Annotated in this window: 10 protein-coding genes; 4 read left to right on the plus strand and 6 right to left on the minus strand. The window is 74.5% G+C overall.

The annotated features are described in order from the left end of the window. Positions 1–105: 105 nt before the first annotated feature. Together AB0G32_RS19435 and AB0G32_RS19440 are read right to left on the minus strand one after the other, a co-directional pair. Positions 106–1,944 (minus strand): cholesterol oxidase substrate-binding domain-containing protein, encoded by a 1,839-nt coding sequence (locus tag AB0G32_RS19435; RefSeq protein ID WP_361164220.1) that lies wholly within the window; start codon positions 1,942–1,944, stop codon positions 106–108. A 146-nt stretch (positions 1,945–2,090) separates the two neighbouring features. Then, positions 2,091–3,011 carry a LysR family transcriptional regulator gene (locus AB0G32_RS19440; protein WP_361164222.1) on the minus strand — a complete coding sequence of 307 codons (921 nt, stop codon included), beginning with the start codon at positions 3,009–3,011 and terminating at the stop codon, positions 2,091–2,093. Between the two features lie 127 nt (positions 3,012–3,138). On the opposite strand from AB0G32_RS19440, the gene AB0G32_RS19445 reads away from it, so the two are divergent. Together AB0G32_RS19445 and AB0G32_RS19450 are read left to right on the plus strand one after the other, a co-directional pair. Next, positions 3,139–3,948, plus strand: a complete 810-nt coding sequence (locus AB0G32_RS19445; protein ID WP_361164224.1) for an inositol monophosphatase — start codon at positions 3,139–3,141, stop codon at positions 3,946–3,948. 57 nt (positions 3,949–4,005) lie between these two features. Further along, positions 4,006–4,641 carry an NAD(P)-binding domain-containing protein gene (locus AB0G32_RS19450; RefSeq protein ID WP_361164226.1) on the plus strand — a complete coding sequence of 212 codons (636 nt, stop codon included), beginning with the start codon at positions 4,006–4,008 and terminating at the stop codon, positions 4,639–4,641. 78 nt (positions 4,642–4,719) lie between these two features. On the opposite strand, the gene AB0G32_RS19455 is transcribed toward AB0G32_RS19450, so the two are convergent. Further along, complete coding sequence (locus AB0G32_RS19455; protein WP_361164228.1) at positions 4,720–5,385, minus strand: TetR/AcrR family transcriptional regulator; 666 nt, start codon at positions 5,383–5,385, stop codon at positions 4,720–4,722. A 109-nt stretch (positions 5,386–5,494) separates the two neighbouring features. Here AB0G32_RS19455 and AB0G32_RS19460 point away from each other — a divergent pair, with 109 nt between their 5' ends. Both AB0G32_RS19460 and AB0G32_RS19465 read left to right on the plus strand, forming a co-directional pair. Beyond that, on the plus strand, positions 5,495–6,442 hold the full coding sequence (locus AB0G32_RS19460) for an SDR family NAD(P)-dependent oxidoreductase (RefSeq protein ID WP_361164230.1): 948 nt from the start codon (positions 5,495–5,497) through the stop codon (positions 6,440–6,442). Positions 6,443–6,630: 188 nt separating this feature from the next. Further along, a complete protein-coding gene (locus AB0G32_RS19465; RefSeq protein WP_361164232.1) occupies positions 6,631–7,680 on the plus strand; it encodes a winged helix-turn-helix domain-containing protein in 1,050 nt (349 codons plus the stop codon). On the opposite strand, the gene AB0G32_RS19470 is transcribed toward AB0G32_RS19465, so the two are convergent. From AB0G32_RS19470 to AB0G32_RS19480, 3 genes are all read right to left on the minus strand, one after another. After that, positions 7,634–8,377, minus strand: coding sequence for a hypothetical protein (locus AB0G32_RS19470; protein WP_361164234.1), 744 nt, complete (start codon positions 8,375–8,377; stop codon positions 7,634–7,636). The two genes, AB0G32_RS19465 and AB0G32_RS19470, sit on opposite strands and share 47 nt — an antisense overlap. 92 nt (positions 8,378–8,469) lie before the next feature. Further along, positions 8,470–9,243: a type VII secretion system-associated protein gene (locus AB0G32_RS19475; protein ID WP_361164236.1), complete on the minus strand. Its 774-nt coding sequence runs from the start codon at positions 9,241–9,243 to the stop codon at positions 8,470–8,472. Positions 9,244–9,316: 73 nt separating this feature from the next. Beyond that, positions 9,317–23,713 carry a lonely Cys domain-containing protein gene (locus AB0G32_RS19480; protein ID WP_361164238.1) on the minus strand — a complete coding sequence of 4,799 codons (14,397 nt, stop codon included), beginning with the start codon at positions 23,711–23,713 and terminating at the stop codon, positions 9,317–9,319. Positions 23,714–23,722: the final 9 nt, after the last annotated feature.

Raw genomic sequence — 23,722 nt, forward strand, 5'->3', positions numbered from 1 at the left:
GATCCGCGCGGCACCCGGACCGCGCCAGGAGGGTGCGGCCGGCCGGGTGCCGCGACCGCGCCGGTTCCGGCGGGGTTCCGGGTTGTGCCGCCGGGACCTAGCGGATCAGCGCAGCAGGGTGTCCAGGAAGGGGCTGGAGATCACGTGGTGGGGGTCGAGCCGCTCCAGGGCCGCGACGGCCTCGTCCCAGCCCGGGCCGCCCCCGGCGCGCAGGGCGGCGGGGACGGTACGGGTCAGGACGTCCGGGTCGGACCACGCGGCGGTGTCGGTGTAGGCCCAGCCCTTGGACCACTCCACCCGGACCGTCGCCCGGTCCCCGTCCAGCGCGAACAGGAACTGCTCGACCTCCCGGTAGAAGCGGTGCAGGGCGGGGGTGGCCGGCAGGGAGAGGATGTCGATCCATACGGCCGTGTCGGCGTCCGGCCGGTCGGGGCGCGGTCGCAGGGCGGACAGCAGCGGCGGCCGCGCGCCGGGCACGCCGCACACGGACGGGTCCTCCAGACCGGTCACGCGGATCTCCACCTGGCCGTTGACCGGGTACTCGCCGCGCGCCGCGTACTCGGCGAGCAGCGTGCGGTAGAAGTCGGCGAATTGGCTGACCACCCATTGCAGATCGGCGCGGCGGACCAGGACGGCGTAGCCGTTGGCCGTCTCGCGCAGCGTGGTGGGCCGTATGTACTCCAGCAGGTTGCGGGAGGCGCCCCACAGGTCCGACCGCAGCCCGCCCGCCAGCAGGTGGGTGAGGACGTCACCGGTCAGCACGTCCCGCACCAGGTCGCCGGAGAGCAGCACGTCGGTGATGTCACCGGTCAGCGCCACCTTGGCCAGCAGGTACTGCACCTGGCCGAAGAGCGGCGCGCTGGCCCAGGCCCCCGAGACCAGGGATCCGGCCAGCCGGGCCACCGGTTCGGGGAGGGAGTCGGAGAACGGGTAGTTGTACGGCTCGTCGACCACGCGGGAGCCCAGCGGCCGTCGCGGAGTCACGCTCCAGACCTTCAGCCAGGGCTTGTCGGTGAACGCGAACCAGATCGCCTCCGCCCGGCCGGTGCGGTCGACGAACTGGGCCAGGGTCCGCTTCCCGGCCGCGCTCGCGGGGGCGGCGAACAGTTCGGCGGCCGGGATATCCAGGAGGGACTGGCAGCGCAGGTTCTGGTCGGCGCCCACCCGCAGGACGGCCTCGGTGACGAGTGACCGGCCGAGGTGGGTGAGGAGCGCGTCGCAGTCGGGTTCCGCCCGGCCGACGGTCCGCAGGACGTAGCGGTTGGTGGCCTGGTCCCAGACGACCGCGGTCAGTTCGGTGACCAGGTTGCTCAGCGAGCCGTAGCCGTGCCCGGGCGGCGGGCTCTCGCCGGTGGCGGGGACGGCCGTACCGTGCGCGCCGATGGCGAGCGCGCCGCCGACCGACAGCTGTCCGGGGGCCGGCGCGGCGGTGACGCCGAATCCGGCGGCGCCGGCGAGCGCGAGCAGGTCCTCCAGGGTGGCCCCGGTCTGGGCCCGGACCTCGGCCGAGCCGTCGGCGGCCCGCCGCTCCAGTGACATGGCGGTCAGGTGGGCGGTGGTGTCCAGCAGGACGACCCGGGTCGCGGCGGGGGTGTCGTCGGCCACCGTGAGCGGGGCCCAGCCGTGCCGTTTGCCTTGCGCGCGTACCGTCCAGCCCGCGCCGTGCGCCCAGTTGACGACGTCGAGCACGTCCTGGGGGTGGCGCGGGGCGCAGGTCCACAGCTGGTCGGTGTGAATCTCACCGGCCCAGTTCTCGTAGACGCGCCGGTAGAGGTCGGGGCCGGCCGGGAAGTCCGGCGGCGCCGGGGCCGCGTCGGCGGCGTACGCGCCGTCCGGCCGGACCAGTCCGCGCAGCAGCCACACCGCGCCACCCGCGACGGCCGACGACGCGAGCAGGTCGCGCCGCGACAGCCCACCGCCGTGAACCGAGGAATCACCGGCCATCCCTGAGACCTCCCCATGTCCCGCCGGACTCAGCCGTACCGAGCCGGTCGAGTGCCCACGCTACCCGGCAACCGGCGGGCCGCGCCCGGCTCCGACACAAGCCCCGAGAAGACGGAACGGGCCTCGTCCTCGCGGACCACTCGTTGTCACTGGTCCGGGGTTCGCGGCGGGGCGAACAGGGACCGGAGGGTGCGGGTGGCTGTCTCGCGCAGCCAGGTGTGGGCGGGGTCGTTGTCGTGGCGCTGGTGCCAGAGCAGGTGGAGGGGCACTTCGGGCAGTTCGAGCGGCAGAGGCAGTGTGGTCAGGCCGAGCTGGTGGCGGGCGGCACGGGTGGCCGCGTCGGGGAGGGTGACCACGAGGCCGGTGTCACGGGCGAGTTGCAGGGCGGTGGCCGTGGTGGGGGCGGAGGCGACGACGCGGCGCCGGTGGCCGAGTGCGGCCAGGGCGTCGTCGATCCGGTCGTGCAGGCTGCCGCGGCGCGAGACGGTGACGTGTTCGGCGGCCGCGTACCGCTCGGCGGTCATGGGCTGTCCGGTGAGCGGGTGGTCCGGACGGACGGCGAGGACCAGCCGGTCCCGGCCGATCAGGCGGTGGCGGATGTCGGGCTGGGACGGCGGACCGGCACTGGAGGCCAGGTCGACCTCGCCGCGGCGCAACTGGGGGGTGTCGTCACCGGGCTCGGCGGTGAGGCGCAGTTGCACGCCGGGGGCCTGGCGGTGCACGGCGGCGATCAAGGCGGTCCCGCAGGTGCTGGCGAGGGCGTCGTGCCAGCGGACGGTGAACACCCGGGCCAGGATCGCCAGGTCGAGTTCGGCCTGAGCGGACAGCAGTTGGTGTGCTTGCTGTACCAGGGCGTGCACTTCGGTTCGCATGGCCAGGGCACGGGTGGTGGGGGTCATGTGGCGGCCGGTGCGAACCAGGATCTGGTCGCCGGTCACTTTGCGGATACGGCCCAGCGAGCGGCTCATCGCGGGTGCCGTGACATGGAGCCGGGCTGCGGCGCCGGCCACGCTGCCTTCCTCCAGCAGGGCGTCCAGGGCGGTGAGCAGATTCAGATCCAGTTGCATGGCAGTCACTTTACAAGTGAATAGCATGCACTTGTTGTTAACTGTCGCGGCTTCTACCTTCGAGGTGCGGGGCCGGGCGGAAAGCGCCCGAAGCCGCCCCGCCGCCAACGGAATCCAGGAGTACGTCATGACCACAGCCATGCCTTCAGGCCTCGACACCACGCTGCTGCCCGCGGTGACCGCCGCGACGAAGGCCGCGGGATCCGTCCTGCGGAAGCGCTACACGATCCACGCCCGGGGCGTGAGCCTGGCGGAGGTCGTCGGCGAGATCCACGCCAATGACGAAGCGGTCCTGGCTGTGCTGCGCGAGGCGCTGCTGACGGCCCGGCCGGGGTCGCGGTGGGTGGAGGACGAGCTGGCGGGCGGGGCGCTCCCGCCGGGCGAGTGGTGGGTCGTCGACCCGGCCGAGGGCAACATCAACCATGTCCACGGCATGCCGGACTGGGCCGTCACCGCCACTCTGGTGCGCGACAACCAGCCGGTGCTCACGGTGGTGCACCTCCCGCTGACCGACGACACCTACACCGCCACCGCCGGCGGCGGCGCCCGACTCAACGGTCGCCCGCTGACCGTGTCGGCCAAGGACGACCTGGGTGCCGCGCTGATCGGCACCGGGCAGGCCCGCCCGGGCGAGAGCACCGACACCTTCCGCCGGATCGGCGCGTCGGTCACCGCCATGCTCACCGCCGGTCTCGTCGTGCGGGTCTCGGTCCCGGCCACCCTGCAACTCATCCACGTCGCCGCCGGACGCATGGACGCCTTCTGGCAGTTCTCCGACGTCCGCTCCGGCCTGGCCGCCGGGGCCCTGCTGGTCACCGAGGCCGGGGGCACCGTCACCGACCTGGACGGCACGCCCTGGAGCGCGGGCAGCCGCGACTTCCTGGCCGCCGCCCCCGGCATCCACACCGCGGCGCTCGACGTCCTGTCCCGGATCTGACCGGCCCGCGGCACCCCGAACTCCCGGACTCCCCAGTCACCAAGGAGCAGCACCATCATGACCAGCATCGGCATCCTGGGCGCCGGCCGCGTCGGCACCGCCCTCGCCCACGCTCTCGCCGCGGCGGGACACCACGTCACCCTCGGCCGCCGCGGGAACAGCGAGGAGACGCCCGCGTCGGCGGCCGCCCTCCGCCACGCCGACCACGCCACCACCGCCCGCACCTCGGACGTGGTGATCAACGCCACCCCCGGCGACAGCACCCTGGACCGGCTCACCGCCCTGCGGGGCGAACTCGCGGGCAAGATCCTCATCGACGTCTCCAACGCCACCCGCGATGCCGCCGACGGGCTGCCCGGCGACCTGTGCTACCCCGGCAGCAGCCTCGCCGAGCGGCTCCAGGCCGCCCTGCCCGGCACCCATGTCGTCAAGACCCTCAACACCATGCTGTTCATGGTCATGACCGCCCCCGGGGCGCTGACCACCCCACCCACCGCCTACCTCTCCGGAAACAACGAGCCGGCCAAGAAGACCGTCGCCGCTCTCCTCGGCGACCTGGGCTGGCAGCCCGGCTGGATCGAGGACCTCGGTGACATCACCACCGCCCGCGCCACCGAAGCCATGATCCTCGTCGTCCCCCACCTCATCCGCCGCAACGGCTTCACGCCCTTCGCCGTCTCCCTCGCCCACTGACCCGGACCCGGGGGCGGGCGGGGCCGGCGCGGATCGTCCGCCGCGGAACCCGACGTGGCGGGGGACTGTGCGTCGGGGTCAGCCGCGGGGCAGCGCGCCCAGGAGGGTTGTGGTCAGGCCCAGTTGCAAGGAGTCCCTCAGGTTCAGGTGGAAGCGGGCGAGGTCGGGCTCGGCCTCGTAGGCCGCCCGCAGGCTGGGCGGGGGTGCGGTGTACGCCGGCAGCGCGCCGGCCAGGAGCATGGTCTGCAGACTGAACGGCGTCGCGTTCTCGCCCAGCTCCGGCAGGTACTTCAGGAGCAGGGTGGTCATGGTGGTCAAGCGGTCCAGGGAGGCGCGCTTGTAGCGTGCGACGACCTCGACGGAGACGTTGCGCTCCAGGACGCTGCTCTGTGCGCCGAAGAGGTCGCACAGCACCACTCGGCCGGAGAGCGAGCGGCTGAGAATCTCGGCCACCCCTGCCGCTCGCCCGGCCATGGGCCGATCCTCGTCGACGCCGGCGGCCAACTCGCCGGCCAGTTCCGTCAGCCACTCCTCCAGGAGGCGGTCCAGCAGTTCCAGCAGCACCGCCTCGCGGGACTCGAAGTAGCGCAGCACGTTCGGCTTCGCCAGCCCTACCCGGCGGCTGAGCTCGTTCAGGGTGACCGCGGCCACGGGCATCTCGTCGAGCATCGCCGACGCCGTGTCGAGGATCGCCCGTCGGCGGATCTCCCGCTGCTCTTCGGTTCGCGCCCGCTGGAAACTCACGGCCACCAGCCTAACTTAGGTACCCCCGGTACGTTGACAACGTACCGGGAGTACTTTAGCGTCGTCGGTGCAAGATACCTCCGGTACGTTAGCTAGTGGGGAGCCTGACATGAGCAAGAAGTGGACGACGGCGGACATCCCGGATCAGCACGGGCGGGTGGCCGTGGTGACCGGGGCCAACACCGGACTGGGGTACGAGACCGCCAAGGCCCTCGCCGAGCGCGGGGCGTCCGTGGTGCTCGCCGTGCGCGACGTGGTGAAGGGCGAGCAGGCCGCGGCCCGCATGACCGGCGACGTCACCGTGCGGGAACTGGACCTGACCTCGCTCGAATCCGTCCGGACCGCGGCGTCGGCGCTGCGGTCCCGGCTCGACCGCATCGACCTGCTGATCAACAACGCCGGCGTGATGTACACCCCGAAGCAGACCACCCGGGACGGCTTCGAGATGCAGTTCGGCACCAACCACCTCGGCCACTTCGCGCTCACCGGACTGCTGCTCGACCTGATGCTGCCGGTGCCCGGCTCGCGCGTGGTGACGGTCAGCAGCACCGGCCACCGCATCCGGGCCGCGATCCACTTCGACGACCTGCGGTGGGAGCGGTCCTACAGCCGGGTCGCCGCCTATGGCCAGTCCAAGCTGGCCAACCTCATGTTCACCTACGAGTTGCAGCGCCGGCTCGCCACTCACGGCACCACCGTCGCGCTGGCCGCGCACCCCGGCATGTCCAGCACCGAGCTCGCCCGCAACAGCCCCGCCGCCCTCCGGCTTCCGCTCACCTGGCTCGCGCCGCTGATCACCCAGACGCCGGCGATGGGCGCGCTGCCGACCCTGCGCGCCGCCACCGACCCCGCCGCGCTCGGCGGCCAGTACTACGGCCCCGGCGGACGCAACCAGATCAAGGGCCACCCCCGGCTGGTCACCTCCAGCCCGCAGTCGTACGAGGCAGCCGTCCAGCAGCGGCTGTGGGCCGTCTCCGAAGACCTCACCGGGGTGCGGTTCCCCGTCATCCAGTCCGAGCGGAACTCACGTCTTTCCGGTTCGGCCGGCACCGTATAGCCCGCGAGGACGCCAACTTCCGTGATCGTGAGTCCGGGAGCAGATGGGAACCTGCGCCCGCTTTCCGCCTGATTCCGTGAAGATATTCCGTATCGGCGTGTGCCCTTTCCCAGGGCCCTCGACCATGAGGTGAGGCACGGGTTCCGCGGACCACAAGGGTGCCGCCGTGCCGCACGGGGACGGTTCGCATGGCGATACGCATCCACTTCACCGACGCAGACCTGGCCCACACGAGGCTGGCGCAGGCCCCCGATCCCCTGTGGGAGGCCTTGTTGAGCATGCACCTGCTGCAGACGGCGGACGGCGCGGCCCACTTCGGTCCTTGGCGGCGCACGGTGCGCCGGCAGCTGTCCGACCCGGTACGCGATCTTCTCCGGTTCGCTCCGCCGTCCGGCTACTCGGCGGACTTCCTCACCCCGGCGGGCGGCGGGGGCGGCCTGGAGGCGGGGATCGGCGCGCTGCTGTCCACCCCGCGCCGACGGTTCCGGCACGACCTCACCGAACTGGCCGCCGGGGGCCGCCCGTTACCCCGGTGGGCGGGAGCACTCGCGGACGGCGACGATGACGCCGTCACCCACCTCGCCCGCGCGCTGCGTACCTATGTCGGGGTCGCCGTGACTCCCTGGTGGGAACAGATCCGGGCGCGGATGTGCGCCGAACGTGCCAGGCTCCGCCGGTCGCTGGCCGGCGGAGACCTCCAGGGGCTGCTTACCGGGCTGCACCCCGGCCTGGTCTGGCAGCAGCCGGTCCTCGAGGTCGTCGGCCCGGTCGCCGACCGTGACCTCCACCTCGACGGACACGGACTGCTCGTCCTGCCCTCGTACTTCTGCTGGCGCCGGCCCACGCTGCTGAAGGATCCCGCCCTGCCCTGCGTGGTGGTCTACCCCATGACGCACGACGGCGCTCCGGACGCCGCTTCCGCACCCGGTGCGGGCGGCCGGCAGCGCCTGCGTTCCGTGGCGGCGCTGCTCGGACACACGCGCGGTGAGATCCTGGGGGCGGTCGCGGGACGCAGCAGGACGACCACGGAACTCGCCTGCGGCGCGGGCGTCTCGCCCGCCACCGCCAGCCATCACGTCGGCGTCCTGCGGCAGGCGGGGCTGCTGGACAGCCGCCGAGCGGGGAAGGCCGTGCTGCACTCCCTCACCCCGCTCGGGCTGGCGGTCCTCTACGGCGACACCGCCAGGCAGGTCACGGTTCCACCGGCCGACCGCTGGGATACTTGCACGGGACCGTGACGTAGCACTGGAAGTACGGGCCCGGGATGTCCTGCCCGATCTCGAACGTGTCATTGCGGCCGAGATCCTTCACGACCATGTTCGTGAGGTTGTAGTAGAAGATCTGCTGGTCGGAGTGCTCGGTGTACAGCAGGTTGCTGGAGTTGTAGTCCTTCGCGTAGACCGACTGCGTGAAGGGCACGCTGTCGACCACCTCGTCCGTGCCGGGCCAGCGGATGTAGCGCTTCATCTCCGCCTTGACGGACAGAGTGACGAGACGGCCGTCGTTCTGGCTCCAGAAGAGGTTGAGCCATTGGTACTGGTACTGCCCGAGGCCGATGATGGCGCGCACGAAGATGCTGCTCTCGAAGACGACCTCGCCGTTCTCGGTGGTGCCGTACCGCAGGGTGTCCTCGGTGCGGCCGCGGTACTCGCCGTCGACGTAGCCGGTCATGGGACGCACGTCGTCGGGGACGTAACGCCTGGTCGTGCTCTGCTTCGGCTTCTCGCCGGCCTCTTTCGCCGTGACGGTGGCGATTCCCTTGAAGCAGGTGAAGTTCGCTCGGCCGTGCGGAGCGGCACTTCGCACCGCGTCGGTGCACGGGTCGGCGGAGTCGGGCACGGCGCTCGCGGCGGAGAACCCGACGAGCGGCGTCATGAAGACCGTCGCGAGGGCGGTCGCGAGCAGGGTGCGCGGACGAACCTTCGATGGGGGCAACGGAACCTCCCGGAGCGGGTGATGACGGTGGTCGTTTCCGGTCTCCAGGCTCTGGCGCCGGCACGTCCGCCTCAACTCCTTTCGAGGAGCTTCTAACGGTCCGCCTGCCGCGGCGGCCGCGACCGGGGCGCTGGTGCGGCGGACCCGTCCGCCGGTTCGGCGACCGTTCTCACGCGCCGCGGGGCCGCGTCCGGGTCCGGGTCCGGCCGGGCGGGGTCCGTCAGCGCCTTCGTCAGTGTCTCGTGGCCGAGGTCCACCACGGTGCCCGCCGGGGAGGTCGGGTTCAGGTACAGGCGGTGGTCCTCGGGAAGGCGGGACAGCAGTTCGGGCACGGTGTGCCGGACGAAGGCGAAGGCGCCGGCGGCCGCCAGGTGCTGGGGTGCCGTGTAGGCGGGCACCACCGGGCCGCCGTCCGTGACCGTCGCCGTCACCGGTGCGCCGTCGGGCAGGGTGAGCACCAGCAACCGGGCCTCCGCCAGGGCGTGGAGCACCGCGTCCAGCGAGCCGTAGCCGGTGACCGCGAGGTGCAGCGCGGCGTCCACGGGGTCGGTCGGCTCCGGCCAGCCGAGCGCCTCGGGCGTCGGACGGTAGGTGTCGTTGCCCTCCCACTCCTCGACCCTGCCGTCGGGCCCCGACCGCCAGCGCCCGGCCACCGCCGAGGCCGGCGGCGGGCTCCCGGCGTGCCAGCCGGGGTCGACCGAGCTGATCCAGTGGTCCGGGGCGAGCCGCGCGATCTCCTCGACGTCCGCCGGCGCACGGGGCGGCGCAGGCGCACGGGCAGGCGCCGGGGACGAGGGAAGGGCCTGGGACGCGCTGCCGCCGGAGGCGACGCCCCGGGGCGGGCTGTCGTCGTGTGCTGTGATCATGACGTCCCGCACGCTAGGGGCCCTGGGTGGCGTGGAGGTTGCCGCAAGGTCGCCGACGGCCGGCCGGTGGAGGTCATCGCCCGGCGACCGCCGAGGACGGCACCGGATCGGCCGTGGTGCCCGGCGGCCCGTCAGCGGACGACGGTCCGTAGTGGGCCTCGTCCCCGTCCGGTCCGACGAGCGTGAGGTCGAGCCCCAGGTCCGCGGCGGCCACGGCGGCCGCGACCGCCGTGACGGTCACGAGCCCCGCGGCCTCGCCCCACCGGCGCAGCAGCCGGTAGCGCTGCGCGGGAGTGAGCGTGACCTCCGCGACCGGCACTCCGCCGGTCAGCGCCGCGAACGCGTGCTGGTCCTCCGGCAGCGTCACCCCCACCGCCGCCAGGTCACCGGGCGTGAGGGTGGTGCGCCGGCCGGCCCACCCCGGGCCGGACAGCCGCGCGGACACGCGCGTCGCGGCGTCCGGCGCGGCCAGCCGGAATTCGACCCAGCGGTGCAGCGCGTCGCCGGCGTCGGGACCGGCCAGCAGTGCGCCCAGGCCGGGCCGCTCCAGCCGGTCGGCGGCCCGGTCGGTGACCGCCGCCGCCAGCGCCCGCGGCAGCCAGTCGGCGGTGTCGGAGGGCCGGGTCAGGGTCAGCGCGGTGGCGGGAACGGCGGGGGCGGCCGCCGGGCCGGCCGCGGGTTCGGCGGCGACCGGCGGCGCCGCGGACTTGACCTGGTCGGGACGGACATGGACGCCGAGCCGTTCGGTGAACAGCGCGGCCACGTTGTCCAGCCAGCCCGCGGCCGTCTCGGGAGCCACGCCCGGACGGACCGACTTGCTCATGTAGCGGCCGGACTTGTCGTTGACCGTCCAGGAGCGCAGCGCGGCGTTCCACCGGAACTCGCCGGAGACCCGGCTCGCCCCCGGCCCGGTCCGGCCGTCACCGCCGAACTCCGCGGCGATGCCGGTGTGTCCGAGGCCGTCGAGCTCCGCTTTCAGCTGCTCCGCCGTGAGACCGGGGCGCTTGGTGCGCAGGCCGGCCAGCAGGTCGACCGTCTGGTCGTCGCTCAGTACGGTGGACGGTTCCTCGCTGCCCACCAGGACCCGGCCGTCCGGGGTGACCGTGTAGAGCCACACGGCGTCCCGGTCGCCCGTCAGGAGCAGGTCGGGATCGATCTCGTCCAGCGGTGTCCACAGCGGATTGACGCGTACGTCACCCTGGTCGTCCCGTTCCTCGTCCTTCACCCGCTTGGGCTGCACCGGGTCGCCGAAGTCGCCGTCCCGTTCGAGGTCCTGGGCCCGCAGCCGGGCGAGCAGCGGAGCGGACAGCCCCTCGGTGAGCCGGCGCACGTACGCCTCGCTCGCCCCGTGCCGCCGGGCCAGCCCCGCCAGCCAGTCGCGGTCGTCCCGGTCGGGGCCCGGCGCGGGCGGCGCCTGCGGCGGGGCCGGGGGCGCCGGGGCGGGTGCGGCGGGGGAGGGCTGCGGGGGCGTGCCGTCCGGGTCCAGCGACCGGTAGTGGTCCGTGCCGTTGTAGTGGACGTGGACGGCGGGCCCGGTGGCCGCCGGATCCAGCGAGCGCGTGCCGAAGCCGCCGGTGCCGTCGGGCTCGACGACGATCAGGTCGACGCCGAGCGCGCGGGCCACCAGCAGCGGAACCTCGTCGTAGAACGGCGTGTGCCACAGGTCCGGCGCGGCCAGCGCGCGTGCGACGAGGGCGTCGTGGCCGAGAGCGAGGAACTCTCCCCGGCCGTACGGGATGCCGCGGGCGCCGACCTGGCCGAGCGGCCTGCTGCGCACGCGCCGCCACAGGGCGTCGGCCACGGGGTCCGGACCGGGCGTGCGCAGCACGTCCATGAGCCGGGTGCGCAGGGTGTCGGCCTGCTCCCGTGCGACCAGGCGCTGTTCGAGCCGCCGGTCCGCGGGCGCCGCCGCCTCCTGCGCGGTGGGCGCCGGCAGCACGGCCCGGACGGCGTCGCCCGGCAGGTCGGCCAGCAGCTCCCGGTCCTCCGGCCGGTCCGCCAGGGCGAGCAGCCGACGGCGCCGCGCGGCCTGCGCCAACTGCGCGTCGACCCGCTCGCGTTGCCGCTGGGTGAGATCCGGCGGGCGGCTCTGACCGAGGATGCCCAGCAGGCTGTCGAGGTCCGGGAAGAGATCCTGGACCAGGGTCTCCAGCGGGTCCCGCTGGGCGTGCTGGGCGCGCAGCCCGGCGGCCGAGGCGCCGGTGTACCAGCGCACCAGCCGGTCGCGCAGCTGCCGTACCGTCAGACCGGCCGCGGGCGAGGCGGGCGCCTGCGACGCCAGGCCGCCGAGCACCGCGTGCATCAGGCAGTCGCCGTCGGCGGGCACTTCCCGCAGCAAGAAGGAACGGTCACCGGCGGTGACGCGCGCTCCGGTGAGCGGGGCCCGCGCCTCGGCCGTGCCGCCCGCCCTGGTGCCGGTCCCGGTGCTGCCGGGGGCGGGCACCTTCAGCGGTGCCTCCTTCAGCGGTGTCTCCTTCGGTGGTGTCTTCTCAAGTGGGGGCGGAGACGGTTCCTGCGGGGCGGCCGGGAGCTTCTTCGGTGGCGCGGCAGGGGAAGTCTCCGGCAGGACCGGTGGCCGGCCGGAGGCCGGGTCGAGGGGGCGGGGCAGGGCGGCCAGATAGCTGTCCCCCTGCCGGTACAGCGTCGCCTCCGGTGGCGCCGGCACCTCGGGACCGGCGGGGAAGCGCCGGTGGGAGCCGTCCTCGCCGACCACCGTCAGGTTCACGCCGAGCGTGCGCGCGGTGGTGGACGCCGCGAGGTCGGCGGTGGCGCTGTCCCAGTGCCGGCCCCGGCGCAGGTGCAGCCGGACCAGCCGTTCCCGCTGGAACGGGGTGAGGGCGTCGCGTACGGCGTCGGGCAGGCGTCCCCCCGCCGCCTCGACGGCGGCCCGCTTGGCGGCGTTGCGCGGACCCGCCAGCGAGGCCCTGAGTTCCAGCTCGCGCAGGCGGAAGGTCGCCCCGGGGTCGAGGGGCGCGTCGGCGGGGAGCGCGCGGCTCGCCGAGATCTGGCTCGCCAGCCGGTCCGGCTGCCGGTTGCCGCCGAGGGCGTGGGCCAGGGCGGCGTAGAAGCCGTTGCCGTCGCCGTCCGGCCGCCGCAGGTCGTAGGTGCGGGTGCGGCTGTCGAGCCCGGTCGCGGTCAGGGTGCGGTGGTCGGAGTCGGCGTCGAAGGTCACGGCGGAGTCGGGATCGCCGGGGCGCCACGGCGGTCCGGCGTGCGCGGGCCGTCCCTGCGGACCGTCGCCGCCGACCTTCGTCCTCTCCTTGCCGTCGTCCCCCTTCCGGCCGTCCTTCCCGTCGCCGCTCTTCCCCTCGCTGTCCTTTGCGCCCCCCTTCTTCCCGTCGTCCTTCTTCCCGTCGTCCTTTTTCTTGCTGTCGTCCTTCGTACTGTCGGTGCCCTTCCCGTCCTTCTTCCCGTCCTTCTTCCCGTCCGGGGCCGGCGGGGTGAAGGTGACCTCGGACGGTTCCGGGGTGCTGCCGAGGGTGCGGCGGCCGGCCTCGGTGGCGTGCAGCTGGTGCCAGCGGGTGAGCCGGTCGGCTCCCTCACGGACCCGGGCGTACTCGTCGGCGAGCGCCTCGGCCGCGGTGCGCAGATCCCGCAGTTCCTCGCCCAGTTCGTCCAGTCGCCGCTGGGCGGCGTCCCGGGCCGCGCGGGCCGCCGACACCTCATCGGCGGCCGCCCGCACCAGGCCGTCCAACCGTGCGGCGGCCCGCTCCCGCTGCTCGTCCTGGAGCCGGGCCCAGCCGTCGTGCTCCGGTTCGGCCGCGGCGGCCTCGTCGGTGATTTGCCGCAGCGCGGCGCGGGCCGCGGCGATCTCGGGCAGGCTGTCGGCGTCACGGGCGGCGAGCGCGGCCAGCGCGCGTTCCGCCCCGGCCAGCGCGGCCTCCCGCACGGGCCCCTCGGCGCGCCGCCGGTCCCAGTACTTCTTGTCGGCGGCCGTCCACTCCTTGTCGGCCTTGGTGACCGCGTCCCACGCCTTGGCGACCTTGGGCGGGAAACCGGTGTCGTCGATCAGCCCGAGGTCCCGGGCCACGTCCTCGCGCACCCAGGCCAGCACCGTGGTCTCGGTCTCCATCGCCTGCGGTCCCCGCTGCGGATTGCCGAACGGGCTGCGCACGGCCCGCGCCACCCGGCTGTCCCGGACGTGGTGATGCACGCCGGCCACGCTCAGCCAGGTGGTGGGCACGGCGAAGAGGAACGAACGGGTCGTGTTCGGCTTGACGTTGACCGAACCGAGCCGGTCGCCCTGCTGGGCGAGGGCGTCGGAGTCGGTGGCGGAGTCGCCGGGGCCGGTGGCGCCCATCTGGTTGGTGCCGGTGGTCTGGGAGGAGGTGAGGGGGCCGCCGCCCAGCGAGGACTCGGTGGTGCCGACGCGGGCGGCCGACATGCCACCGCCCTGCGTGTCCCGTTTGGGGGCCTCGTGCTTCATGCCGTCGGCGACGGCCAGCAACTGGGCCCGTCCGAGGTCCGGCTTGGAGTACATCGCCAGGTCGCCGTCGGCGCCGCCGAAGAAGCCCCGGTCGGTCAGACCCGGTATGCGATAGCCGTCGGCGTCGAGGGTGTGGTCGTAGAAGGCGCTGAGGGCTCCGTTGCCCGTACCGTCCTCCAGGTTCTGCGCCGCGCCGGTGCCGGCCCGGGTCAGCGGGGTGTCCGCCGCCCGGGCCAGCAGCTCGGCGCTCGGTGTGCCGTGCTCGGGCAGGTCCAGGCCGGTGTCGTACGCCGACGCCAGCGCGAGCGTGTTGGCATCGCGCAGTTGCTTCAGACCGACGATCCGGCGGACCTTGAACCCGTCCTCCGGCAAGGTGAACGGCTTCGTGCTGCCGTCGCCCGGGTGCCGTACGTCGCGCCAGCCCCCGGCGCCCATGGTGCGGGGCACGGCGACCTTGCGGGGCGCGCCGGGCGGCGGCAGTTCCGGCGGGGCGAGCGGGTCCGGGGCCGGCTCGGCGCCGTCGGCCGGTCCCGGGGAGGCGGGGTCGGGGCGCATGAGGCTCAGGGGGTAGTGCTCGATCAGCTCCCCGACGTCGCCCTCGGCGTCGACGGTCAGCCGCGACCGGCCGATGACCTTCCGCCACCACCGCCCGGTGCGGCGCCCGAGGGCGCCGAAGGTCCCGCCACCAGCGTCGCGGCCGGTGCCGTCGGGTCCCGCGGGGGTGCCGGTGTCCGTGATGTCCAGGCTCAGCCGGAGCCGGTAACGCGTGACGTACTCGCCGTGCGCCTGGGTGGTCGTGGCGGTGGCGATCCGCACGCTGCCCTCGGAGCGGGTCTGCGACACGCTCTGCTGGGTGGCGCCGACCTCGGAGTAACTGGGGCCGGCCGCCCGGGCCACCGAGTTCCCGGTGTGCACCCCCTCGGTGACCGTCGTGCCGACGCTCGCGCCGGAGGCCCGGCCGCGCATCTCGGCCACCGTCTCCACGGCCTGCCGGTGTTCCTCCAGTTCGACGCTGTGTCCCAGACCGGCGAACCCGGGCCGGTCGCCGTCGCTGACCGCGGACCGCGGCACCTTGACGGGGATCAGCTCCGCCCGCACCGCGACCTGCCGGTCACCGACCCAGGTCCGTACCGTGTCCGAGCCCCAGCGGCCGATCTCCGCGGGCACCGACACGCCGGAGCCGGTCATCTCCTTGCCCAGCGCGCGCACCACCCGGTCGGAGACCAGCCGGTGCACGGTGTCCCGGTCGGCCTTGGACAGCCCGAGGGGACGCAGCCGGCGGTCGAAGTCCCGCAGGACCGGCGCGGTGTTGAGGGAGTTGACGGTGAAACCGCCGAACGGGTTGTCCAGCAGCCACGGCTGCGGCGACCAGGTGCGCCGGGTGTAGCGCGGCACATCGCCCCAGCGGTCGCTGAGCAGCCCCAGCCGGTAGGCGCTCTTCTCCGGGATGTGCGCCGTCCAGCCGTCGTTGACCAGCACCCGCCGGCCCGCGGCACCGGCCAGCCGGCGCGGCAGGTGCCGCAGGCCGGTGGCAGCGCGGCCGACCGTGGTGGAGGCCGCCGCGATCTCGTGCTGGACGTCGCCGGTCACCAGGACCTGGCGGTTGAAGTCCTTGCGGTTGATCTCGGCGAGGGCGATCCGGGAGACCTGCCGGGCCCGGGAGCGGTCGAGACGGTAGGGGCTGACCACGACACCGTAACTGCCCGTCACTCCCGGGCCGGTGGCGTGGGACTTGAGGAAGACCAGCTGGCCGCCGACGAACAGGGTGCTGGTGCGGCTGTTCCGGCCGGCGGCCTGGGTGGCGCCGCCGAGGGTGGTCTCGGTGTCGACGCCGACCGGGCCGGTCAGCGCGGTCAGGGTGCCGGGCACGACCTTGGTGCGGTGGGCCAGTACCGAGGAGCGGTTGAGGTAGGGCGCCTTCGCCCACAGCCCCGAGCTCCGCCAGCCGGTGGCGGCGGAGGTCTGGTCGAAGTTGGCGGTGAGGTACTGGCTCTGGAAGGCCCGCATCGCGGCGTCGTGCGCGGGGGCGCCCTGCTGGGTCAGCAGCCACGACCCGCCGGACGCCTCCTTCAGCACCTGCTCGGCGGCAGCGGCGAGCCCGGGGTGCGAGGTGACGGTGAGCGTCAGGAACGGGTGCTTGTGGTGGTCCGGGGTGTGGCGGCGGGCCGCCTGGTCGAACAGGGTGCGGGTGGTCAGCGCCAGATCGCGGGCGGACCGGCGCGGGACGGGCAGCGGAACACCGTGCAGCGGGCCGGGGGCCCGGCCGGCGCCGCGGGTGGGAACGTGTTCCACCGGGATGCTCAGCAGCACCCGGCCGACCACCGCCGCGCCGGGCGGCACCGCGTCCGGCGCGGTGCCGTCCGGCGCGGTGCCGGCCGATGTGGTGCCCGCACCGCCGAGCAGATCGGTCTCCCGCTCGCGGAAGACGAAGGGCTGGGTGCCGAGCAGGTTGAGGAAGAGGACACCGCGCAGCAGGCTGCGGAACCGCCAGAAGCCACCGCGCCGCGCGGTCAGGGTGAGCCGGTAGCTGTACAGGTCGGCGCCCTTGGTGCCGATGGCCATCGCCTCGTGCGTCACGCTCGGCCCGTATCCGCTGTCCGAGTCGCTGCGGACGCCGTACCGTACGCCCGCGCTGCCGGTGCCCGCCTGGGACGGGCCGCCGATGTCGTCGGTGCGGGAGTCGCGCAGCGAGAGCAGTCCCTCGAAGCCGGCGTGCAGACCGCGGCCACCGCTCTGCCGGCCGCCCAGGTTCTCGCTGCCGGGCGCGCTGAACCGCAGCCGCAGGTCCTTCTGCCGGCCCTCGTAGCGCCGCCCGGTCAGCTCCGCGTCGATCCACACGTACCGCAGTCCGCGTCCGATCCGGCCGGACTCGACCAGCGGGATCCGCAGCCCGGTGGTCATCATCGCCTCCAGGTTGCCCGCCATACCGTGGTGGTTGAGCGTGTTCAGTACCTCCAGGGTGTTGTTCAGCACGATCTGGAAATGGTCCGGACCCCGCCAGCGCGGGTTGTCCGGGTTGAGTTCGGCAAGCGGGGCGACGAGGTCCGGGTAGGCGCGGGCGACCTGCGTCAGCACCTGTTCCGCGAAGTGCTCGGGGAAACTGCGCCGCGCACCGCCGACGGTCCGGGTGAAGGCGCCGTCGTCGAAGGTGAACTCCTCCGGGCGCGCCATGCCGAGGGTCGTCGGCCGGTCCGCGGCCAGGTACGGCGGCACGGCGGGCTCGGTGTCGCGGGTGACCCCCCGGTCGAGGCCGGCCAGCCGGCGGGCCTCGGTGCGGGTCATCCGCTCCACGGCCCAGGTGTGGAAGGTCCGGGTGTGCGGCGCGGCGCTCCACCGCGCGGGCGGGTTCTTGCGCAGCTTGCCCGGCCGGCCGGCCCCGTCGCCGTGCTGGTCGGGCAGCGGCGCCTTGGTGTCGGGCGGCGCGGTCACGGTGACCGTCTTCTGGACGAAGTACAGACCGGTGGGGTCGCCCTTGGCCTGCCCGGACGTCTTGATGGCACCGGTGCCGCCGGTGGTGCCGGTACGGCCGCGGGAACTGCCGTAGCGGATGTTGCCGCCGAGCAGCATCCGCAGGTCGAACTTGCCGTGCCCGGTGCCGAAGAACTGGAAGGACGGGCCGAGCGCGCCGCCGGCCTCGGTGCTCTTGCTGTGGCCGACGACCCGCTCGTTGCGGACCGTGGCCTGGGTGATGTCGCGCAGCTCCGCCGCCGTGGTCTCGCTGATGAGCTGCGCCGCACCGGACCGCACCTCCACGGTGAACACGCCGAGCGGCGCGGAGCCCGCGGAATCACGGAACAGCGGCGGGGTGGTGGTGCGGCCGGCGTTCTGCACCCGGCTCATGCGCTGGAAGCCGTCGGTGGAGAAGAAGTCGGTCAGCTGCGCGCCGGCCAGGCTGTCCGACGCGACGCCGAGCCGCTGGAGCGCCCAGTCCCGCACGTGCGCCATGGGGCCGAACGCCTCGGTGGTGACCAGCCGGTAGGCGGGCCGGCCGCCCAGGTCCATGTGCCGCGGCAGCCGGTCGGCGGGCGGCTTGTCCTGGGTGAGGCTGTCGGCGAGCCGGGCCATCAGCCCCGCGCGGACCGCGAAGCCGAACGCCACCCCGCCCCGGCTGCCCGCCGTCAGACTCCGGTCGGCCGCGTCGACGGGCCGGCCCAGCCGGTCGGTGACCTCGATGTCGTACCAGACGTCGTCGAGATGGGCGTGCGAGCCGTCGGTGGTGCGGGTCTCGTTCTGGTTCATGGTCTGGTCCTGAAGACCGTACTGGATCTGTTTGCCCCAGTGCTTGCGGAAGAAGACCCGGCCCCACACCGTGTACTTGAACTTGGCGGGGCCCAGTGGGACTGTCGGCACCAGCGAGGTGGAGGTGCTGTTGACGGCGGTGCGACCGGTCGTGGTCGTGGTGCGCGCCATCGTGTCGACCTTGACCGGGTTGGCGAAGCCGAAGGCGAACCGGTCCCACCTGCCGTACGGGCGGGCCGTCACCCGGAGCACGCGGGTACGGCCGTTCGCGGTCCGGTAGGTGAACTGCTGGCCGTCGCCGAAGAAGCCCTGCGGACGCTCCCGCAGCCTCCGCCGGAGGTCCTCCTCCAGGCTCCGCCCGAACCCGCCCCACCGCTTGTCGGGCGCACCGGGACGCACCCCGGCCCGGCCCAGCTGCCCGGTGATCTCCGCCGCGACCTGATCGGTGCCGCGCAGCACACTGTCGCTCTGGCCGAGCGCGTAGGACCGCTGGAGCAGTTCGGGTGCGAGGCCCGGGTACAGCGCGGCGACACCGCCCATGTACGCCGGCAGCCGGGAGCCGTCGGAGAACCGCACCGGCCCGCCGCCGTCCACCGGCGCGGGAGGCAGGTCGCGGTCGACGCGCGGCGGACGGCGCAGGTCGAGGTCGCGGCCGACCCAGCCGAGCCGGTTCGCGCCGCGGGGCCGGACCGGTGGTGCGGGCGGGCCGAGGGGCGCGGGGAGGTCCGGCGGCCCGGGCGGCGGACCGTCCTCCGGGATGGTCGCCAGGGGAGCCCGGGACCCCGCCGTGGTGGCGTTCTTGCGGGCGGCGGGTGCGGTGGTGGTCGTGCCGCGCCCGTCGGTCCCGCCGGCGGAGTCCTCGCCGGCGGCGGTCGGCGTCAGTGTCGCGGTCGGGGTCAGTGTTGTCGGCGGGGGCGGCGTCGCGGTCGGCCGGGCGTCCGCGGTGGGGGTCGTGGCGGGGGCCGTGGCGGTCGTGGTCGGCTGCGCGGAGCCGGCCGGTACCGACGCGGGGGCGGGTGCCGGGGGCCGGGGCAGGAACAGGTCCCTGGGATGCGTGCGGCTCCAGGCGGCGTTCAGGTCCGCGCCCACGGTGAGCGGTCCCGTGGTCCCCTGGCGCCCGAGGCCCGCCGCGCCCCCGGGCGCCCAGACGGACCGGGCGGTGGCCGAGGCGACCGCCAGCCGCAGGGGCTGCGGCTGTGGGACACCGGCCTGCGGCAACGCCTCGGTACCCGCGTGCGGGACGGCCAGGACGACGTCGGTGTTCCACAGGTTCCGGCCGGTCAGCTCGGGGTCCCGGGCGACCAGTTCGGCGAACTCCGCGTACGGCACGGCGAGCCGCCGGCCGCCGGGCAGGGTGATCGCGACCCGGCCGGGCCCGGCGTCGGCCGCCGCGACGACGTAGGCCGGGCCCCGGCCGCGCCCGGCCCAGGGAGCCGCCTGGGTGCCGGTACGCCGGTGGGTGCCGTCCGGCTGGGGTGTGGTGATGCCGAGGACCGAACCGTCCAGGGGCGCGCCCGGCACCGGGGAGACCCAGTTGCGGCCGGCCGGCCGCCCGTCGGTCCCCGGCAGCAGGGTCTCCGCCGCGAAGGCGCCCAGCTCCTCCAGATGGAAGGCGGCCAGCTCCACCGGATCGGACGGGTCCCGTCCGACGGCGATCGCCCGGGTGGCGAGCCGGCCCAGCTCGGCCCGGCGCCCGGCGTCGGGCGCGGGCAGATGCAGCACCCGGGCCGCGGTGCCGGCCACGTCGCCCAGCCCGTTGAGCCACTCGACGGCCTTCACCTGCGCCCAGTACAGCCGGGCCACCTCCGCCTCACCGACCGGTTCGGCGGCGTCCAGGCGGAGCACCCTTCGGGTCGTCGCCGGCAGGTCCGCGAGGTTCCGGGTCTGCTGGGCCACCCCGACGAGATGGGGCACGCGCGCGAACCGGCTCAGCGGGGTGCCGGCCGGCGCGGCGGCCGCCCGGGCCAGCAGGCCCCGGAAGGCGGTGGCGTCCACCGGGCCCGGGCCGCCACCGTGGTCCCGCAGCTGCGCGAAGGCCAGCCGCTGGAAGAGATCCATGGTGAAGGGCCCGGTGCCGGCCAGGGCCGGGTCGGCCTGCCGCATCGTCTCCAACGCGCCGATGCCGCGCAGCAGATCGCCGTAGGAGGGGTCGTCGTCGATGCCGGGGCCCAGGGCCAGGCGCAGGGCGCGCACCAGTCGCAGGGTCCGCGCGGTGGTCTCGGCGGGCACCGGCTCCGGGCCGGTGTGCAGACCCGCGGTCCGGGCGTGGGCGGCGAGTTCGCCGTCGGACGGCTCGGGCCGGAACTCCCGCACCTGCCCGCCCCTCCCGCGCGCGTCGGTGTACGCCTCCAGCCAGAAGTGCGAGGTGTCGCCCGGGTCGTTGTGGTGTCCGGCGGGACGGTCGACCGCCCGGACCCGCTTGCGAGTGCCGTTGGCCACGGTCTGGGCGGTGGGGATGTCCGCGAGCGGGTCGGCGGCCGGCTGCGGGCGGCCGGCCAGGTCGCCGGCGCTCCCGGTCCCGCCGCGCTGGTAACTTCCGCCGGTCCAGCAGGCGTCGAGGTAGATCCAGTCCGACTCGCGCAGGCGCCGTACGCTCGGCCGGCGGGAGAGCCAGCGGGTGAGTTCCTCGCCGGACGCGTGGTAGGTGCTGCCGTCCTCCTGCGGGACGGAGACGGTGTGCGGCGAGGCGTGCATGATCAGGTGGTAGACCTGCTCGTCGGGGCCCGCCCCCACGGTCAGCGGCGTCTGCGAGGTCACCCCCAGGGCGCCGGGGTGCCGCCGGGCGAAACCGGTGATCCGGTGGACGTTGCGGGCCCGGAACTCGCGCACGCCGGCCAGTTCGGACGGGTTGAAGGCCATCCGGCCGAGCTGCGGATTGCCGCTCTCGTCGGCGACGATGGTGTGGCTGATCACGCGGCGCTCCCACTGCGGAACGTCGTCGCGGTCCTCCGGCACCACCTCACCGGGCCGGCTGCGGATCCAGTCGCCCCGGGGCACGCCGGGCCGGTCCTGGAGGGACAGCGGAACCCGGGCGGCCCCGTCCCGGCGGCCCAGGACCGGCTGACCGCTCGTGGACCACACCTCGCGCCCGAGCCGGTCGGCGAGCGCGCGCGGCAGCTCCAGCTGCCGGCCACCGGCGTAGGGCACCACCAGCAGGACGGGGACCTCAGGCGGCAGGGACGACAGCACCGGGTCCAGCGCGAGCAGTTCGGCGAGGACGGCCGGCGGCGCGGAGACCCGGGTGCCGTCCTTGGTGCGGACCAGGATCGCGTGCGAGTTGCCCGACGCCATGACGACGTAGGGCCGCGGCTGTCCCGACCGCGGACTCCAGGGGGCGGGGCGCGGTGTGCTCTCCTCCTCCTGCCCGTCGGCACGGCGCACCTTCACGGTCGTGGTGTCGGGGTCGATGTCCAGCCCGTGGCCGGCGTCGGGGGCACCGGTCCACACCCGCCCGTACGGAGTGCCGTCCGCCCCGGTGAGCGCGTTGGGCGTGCCCAGACCGCCCCGGAGAGCGAGCCCGAAGGCGGCCAGCGCGGCGAGCGTGGGGGCCTGTTCCGTCGCCGGGTCCAGCGCGATCCGGAAGAGGTCGCCGTGGTGGTCGTGAGTGACGGGGGTGCCCGGTTCGAGGAGCAGCACCTGCCGTGCGACGGCGTCGAGATCGAGGGGCCCGGGGCCGGGCGCGGGGCCGGGGCCGGCCTGCCGCAGCGCGTCGAGCCGGCCGGCGGCGTCCAGGAGGGAGGCGTGCAGGGGGTTGCTGGTGATGCCGGCCCCGAAGACGCGGGCGAGTTCGGCGGAGTGCACGGGGTCGGGCCGTCGCGCGGTGGAGGGGCCGGGCCCAGGCTCCGCGGCGTGGACCGGGTGCTGGTCCTCGGGCTCGGGAGTGTCGAGATCCATGGCGGCGGAGCCGAGGGAGCTCGTGGGCGACTGCGGCGCAGCCGAGTCCGCGACGGGAGTCAGGTCCAGGCCGGTGGGAGCCGCGGACGCCGCGCCGGTGGTGACCGGGAGGTGTGTCCCGGCGCTGCTCGTGGTGGAGACGGGCTCGGGCGCTCCGTGCGTCCGGGGCAGTTCCTCACCCGCCCGGTCCGGCAGTCCCAGCCCCTCCCGCAGCTGATCGGCGAGACCGGCCGCGGCGTCGAGTCCGCCCCCGTCCGCCAGCAGTTCGGCGACCTGCCGTACGGCGTCCCGGTACGGTTCGTCCGCGTACCGGGGATCGGCGAGCACCGGGTGCGACTGGGCCGGCAGTACGAGGTCGACCGCGGTGTCCCAGTCGCGGCGCGCGCCGGGTGCGTCCGCGCCGGCCGGTCCGGTCCGGGCGAAGTCCGCGTGAGCGTCCTGCCACAGACGCAGGGTGGCGTTGGCGGCCACGGCGTCGAGGGACGCGGGCCAGGGGCCGGACCCGGCCATCAGCACCTTCACCTGGTCGACGACGGGCAGGTCACCGAGGTCCAGGGACAACGAGCCACCGCTGAGCACGGACCGCACCTGCTGCTCGGAGGTGAGCGGAACGCCGGCACGGTCGAGATCCTGGACGGTGACCGACGCGTCGGAGGTTGACCCCGGCAGGCCCTCAGGGACATCGGCGGCGGTCACCTGAGTCGCGATGAACCGACGTTGACCGTCGTCCAGGGGTATGTCGGTGTCGGTGTCGGTGTCGGTGTCGGTACTGGTGTCGGTGTCGGTGTCGGCGGCGTCGGGGTTCGCGGAGGCCGCGGGGTCTGTCTCCGTGGCGGGGGGCGATGCCGGGGGCGTGGGGGAGGCCGTGTCGTCCTGCTGGCCCGGGGTCGGCGTGCGCGACGGGGTGCCGGTGGACGGAGCGGGGGAGGAGGAGGCCGGGCTGGGACTGCCGGTGGTCGTCGTGCCGGTCGGCCCGGAGGTGGGGGAGGGCAGTGGGGCCGGGGTGGTGGTGACCGGGGTGCCGGTGCCGGTGTCGGTGCCGCCGGGCGTGGGGGTGTCGTTGTCGGACGTCGCGGACGAGGGCTGCTGTTGAGTCGTGTCGGCGTCCTGGACGTCGCCCTCGCCCTGCGGCTGGGACGTCGTGGCGCCGGGGCGGGGCGTGTTGCCGGTGGCGGTGTTTGGGCCGGGGTTCGTCCCACCGGTGGTGGTGTTTGCGCCGGGCACAGTGTTTCCGGCGGTGGTTGGATCGCCGATTGGGTCGCTGGTTGAGTCGCGGCCCGGTTCCGTGTTCCCGCTGGTGGCCGTGTTCCCGTCCATCCCCGTGCTGTCCCCGGAGACGGTGTTCACGTCGGGCGTTGCGGACGTCCGGGTGTTTCCGGACGTCGTCGGGCCCGTCTGTGACACCGGGCCGTCGGTCGTGGTCGCACCCTGGGTGCGGACGCCGCCCGGCCCCGGGGAGGAGCCGCCCGCAGCGAGGTCGGGGCCGCTCGTCGTGATGTCGGGACCGTCGATGTCCACGTCGGCCAAGTCGACGTCCAGCGGGCCGTTGCCGTTGATGCCGTCGCCGGTCAGGCCGAGGTCCAGGTCGGTGGACTGGGTCGGGGGCCGGTCGGTGCTGCCCGTGCCGGACGTGCCTGTGGGCGACGCGGAGGAGGTCACCGGGCCCGGTCCGGGCGTGCCGGGCCCGGTGCCGCCGCCGCCCGAGGGTGTCTCCTGCGGCGAGGAGTCACCGCTGTCCGAGGTGTCCGGCGGTGCCACCGAGTTCACCGTCGGCGGTGTGTTGAGGTTGAACTTGTTGCCGAAGGCCGCCGCGCCCTGTTCCAGATGGCGTTCGCTGACCGCGCTCAGTCCGCCGCCCAGGAACGTCATCGGTCCGTCGGTGGGGAAGTGGAAGATGGCCGCGGTGGCCATCTCGCCCAG

Origin of the sequence: Streptomyces sp. NPDC023723 (genome assembly GCF_040639815.1) — a bacterium.
Lineage (GTDB): Bacteria > Actinomycetota > Actinomycetes > Streptomycetales > Streptomycetaceae > Streptomyces.

Coding starts and splice junctions, on each gene's coding strand:
- AB0G32_RS19460 (WP_361164230.1), top strand. CDS start 5,495: ATGAGCAAGAAGTGGACGACGGCGGACATCCCGGATCAGCACGGGCGG.
- AB0G32_RS19445 (WP_361164224.1), top strand. CDS start 3,139: ATGACCACAGCCATGCCTTCAGGCCTCGACACCACGCTGCTGCCCGCG.
- AB0G32_RS19440 (WP_361164222.1), bottom strand. CDS start 3,011: ATGCAACTGGATCTGAATCTGCTCACCGCCCTGGACGCCCTGCTGGAG.
- AB0G32_RS19480 (WP_361164238.1), bottom strand. CDS start 23,713: ATGGCCACCGCGGCCATCTTCCACTTCCCCACCGACGGACCGATGACG.
- AB0G32_RS19435 (WP_361164220.1), bottom strand. CDS start 1,944: ATGGCCGGTGATTCCTCGGTTCACGGCGGTGGGCTGTCGCGGCGCGAC.
- AB0G32_RS19475 (WP_361164236.1), bottom strand. CDS start 9,243: ATGATCACAGCACACGACGACAGCCCGCCCCGGGGCGTCGCCTCCGGC.
- AB0G32_RS19450 (WP_361164226.1), top strand. CDS start 4,006: ATGACCAGCATCGGCATCCTGGGCGCCGGCCGCGTCGGCACCGCCCTC.
- AB0G32_RS19465 (WP_361164232.1), top strand. CDS start 6,631: ATGGCGATACGCATCCACTTCACCGACGCAGACCTGGCCCACACGAGG.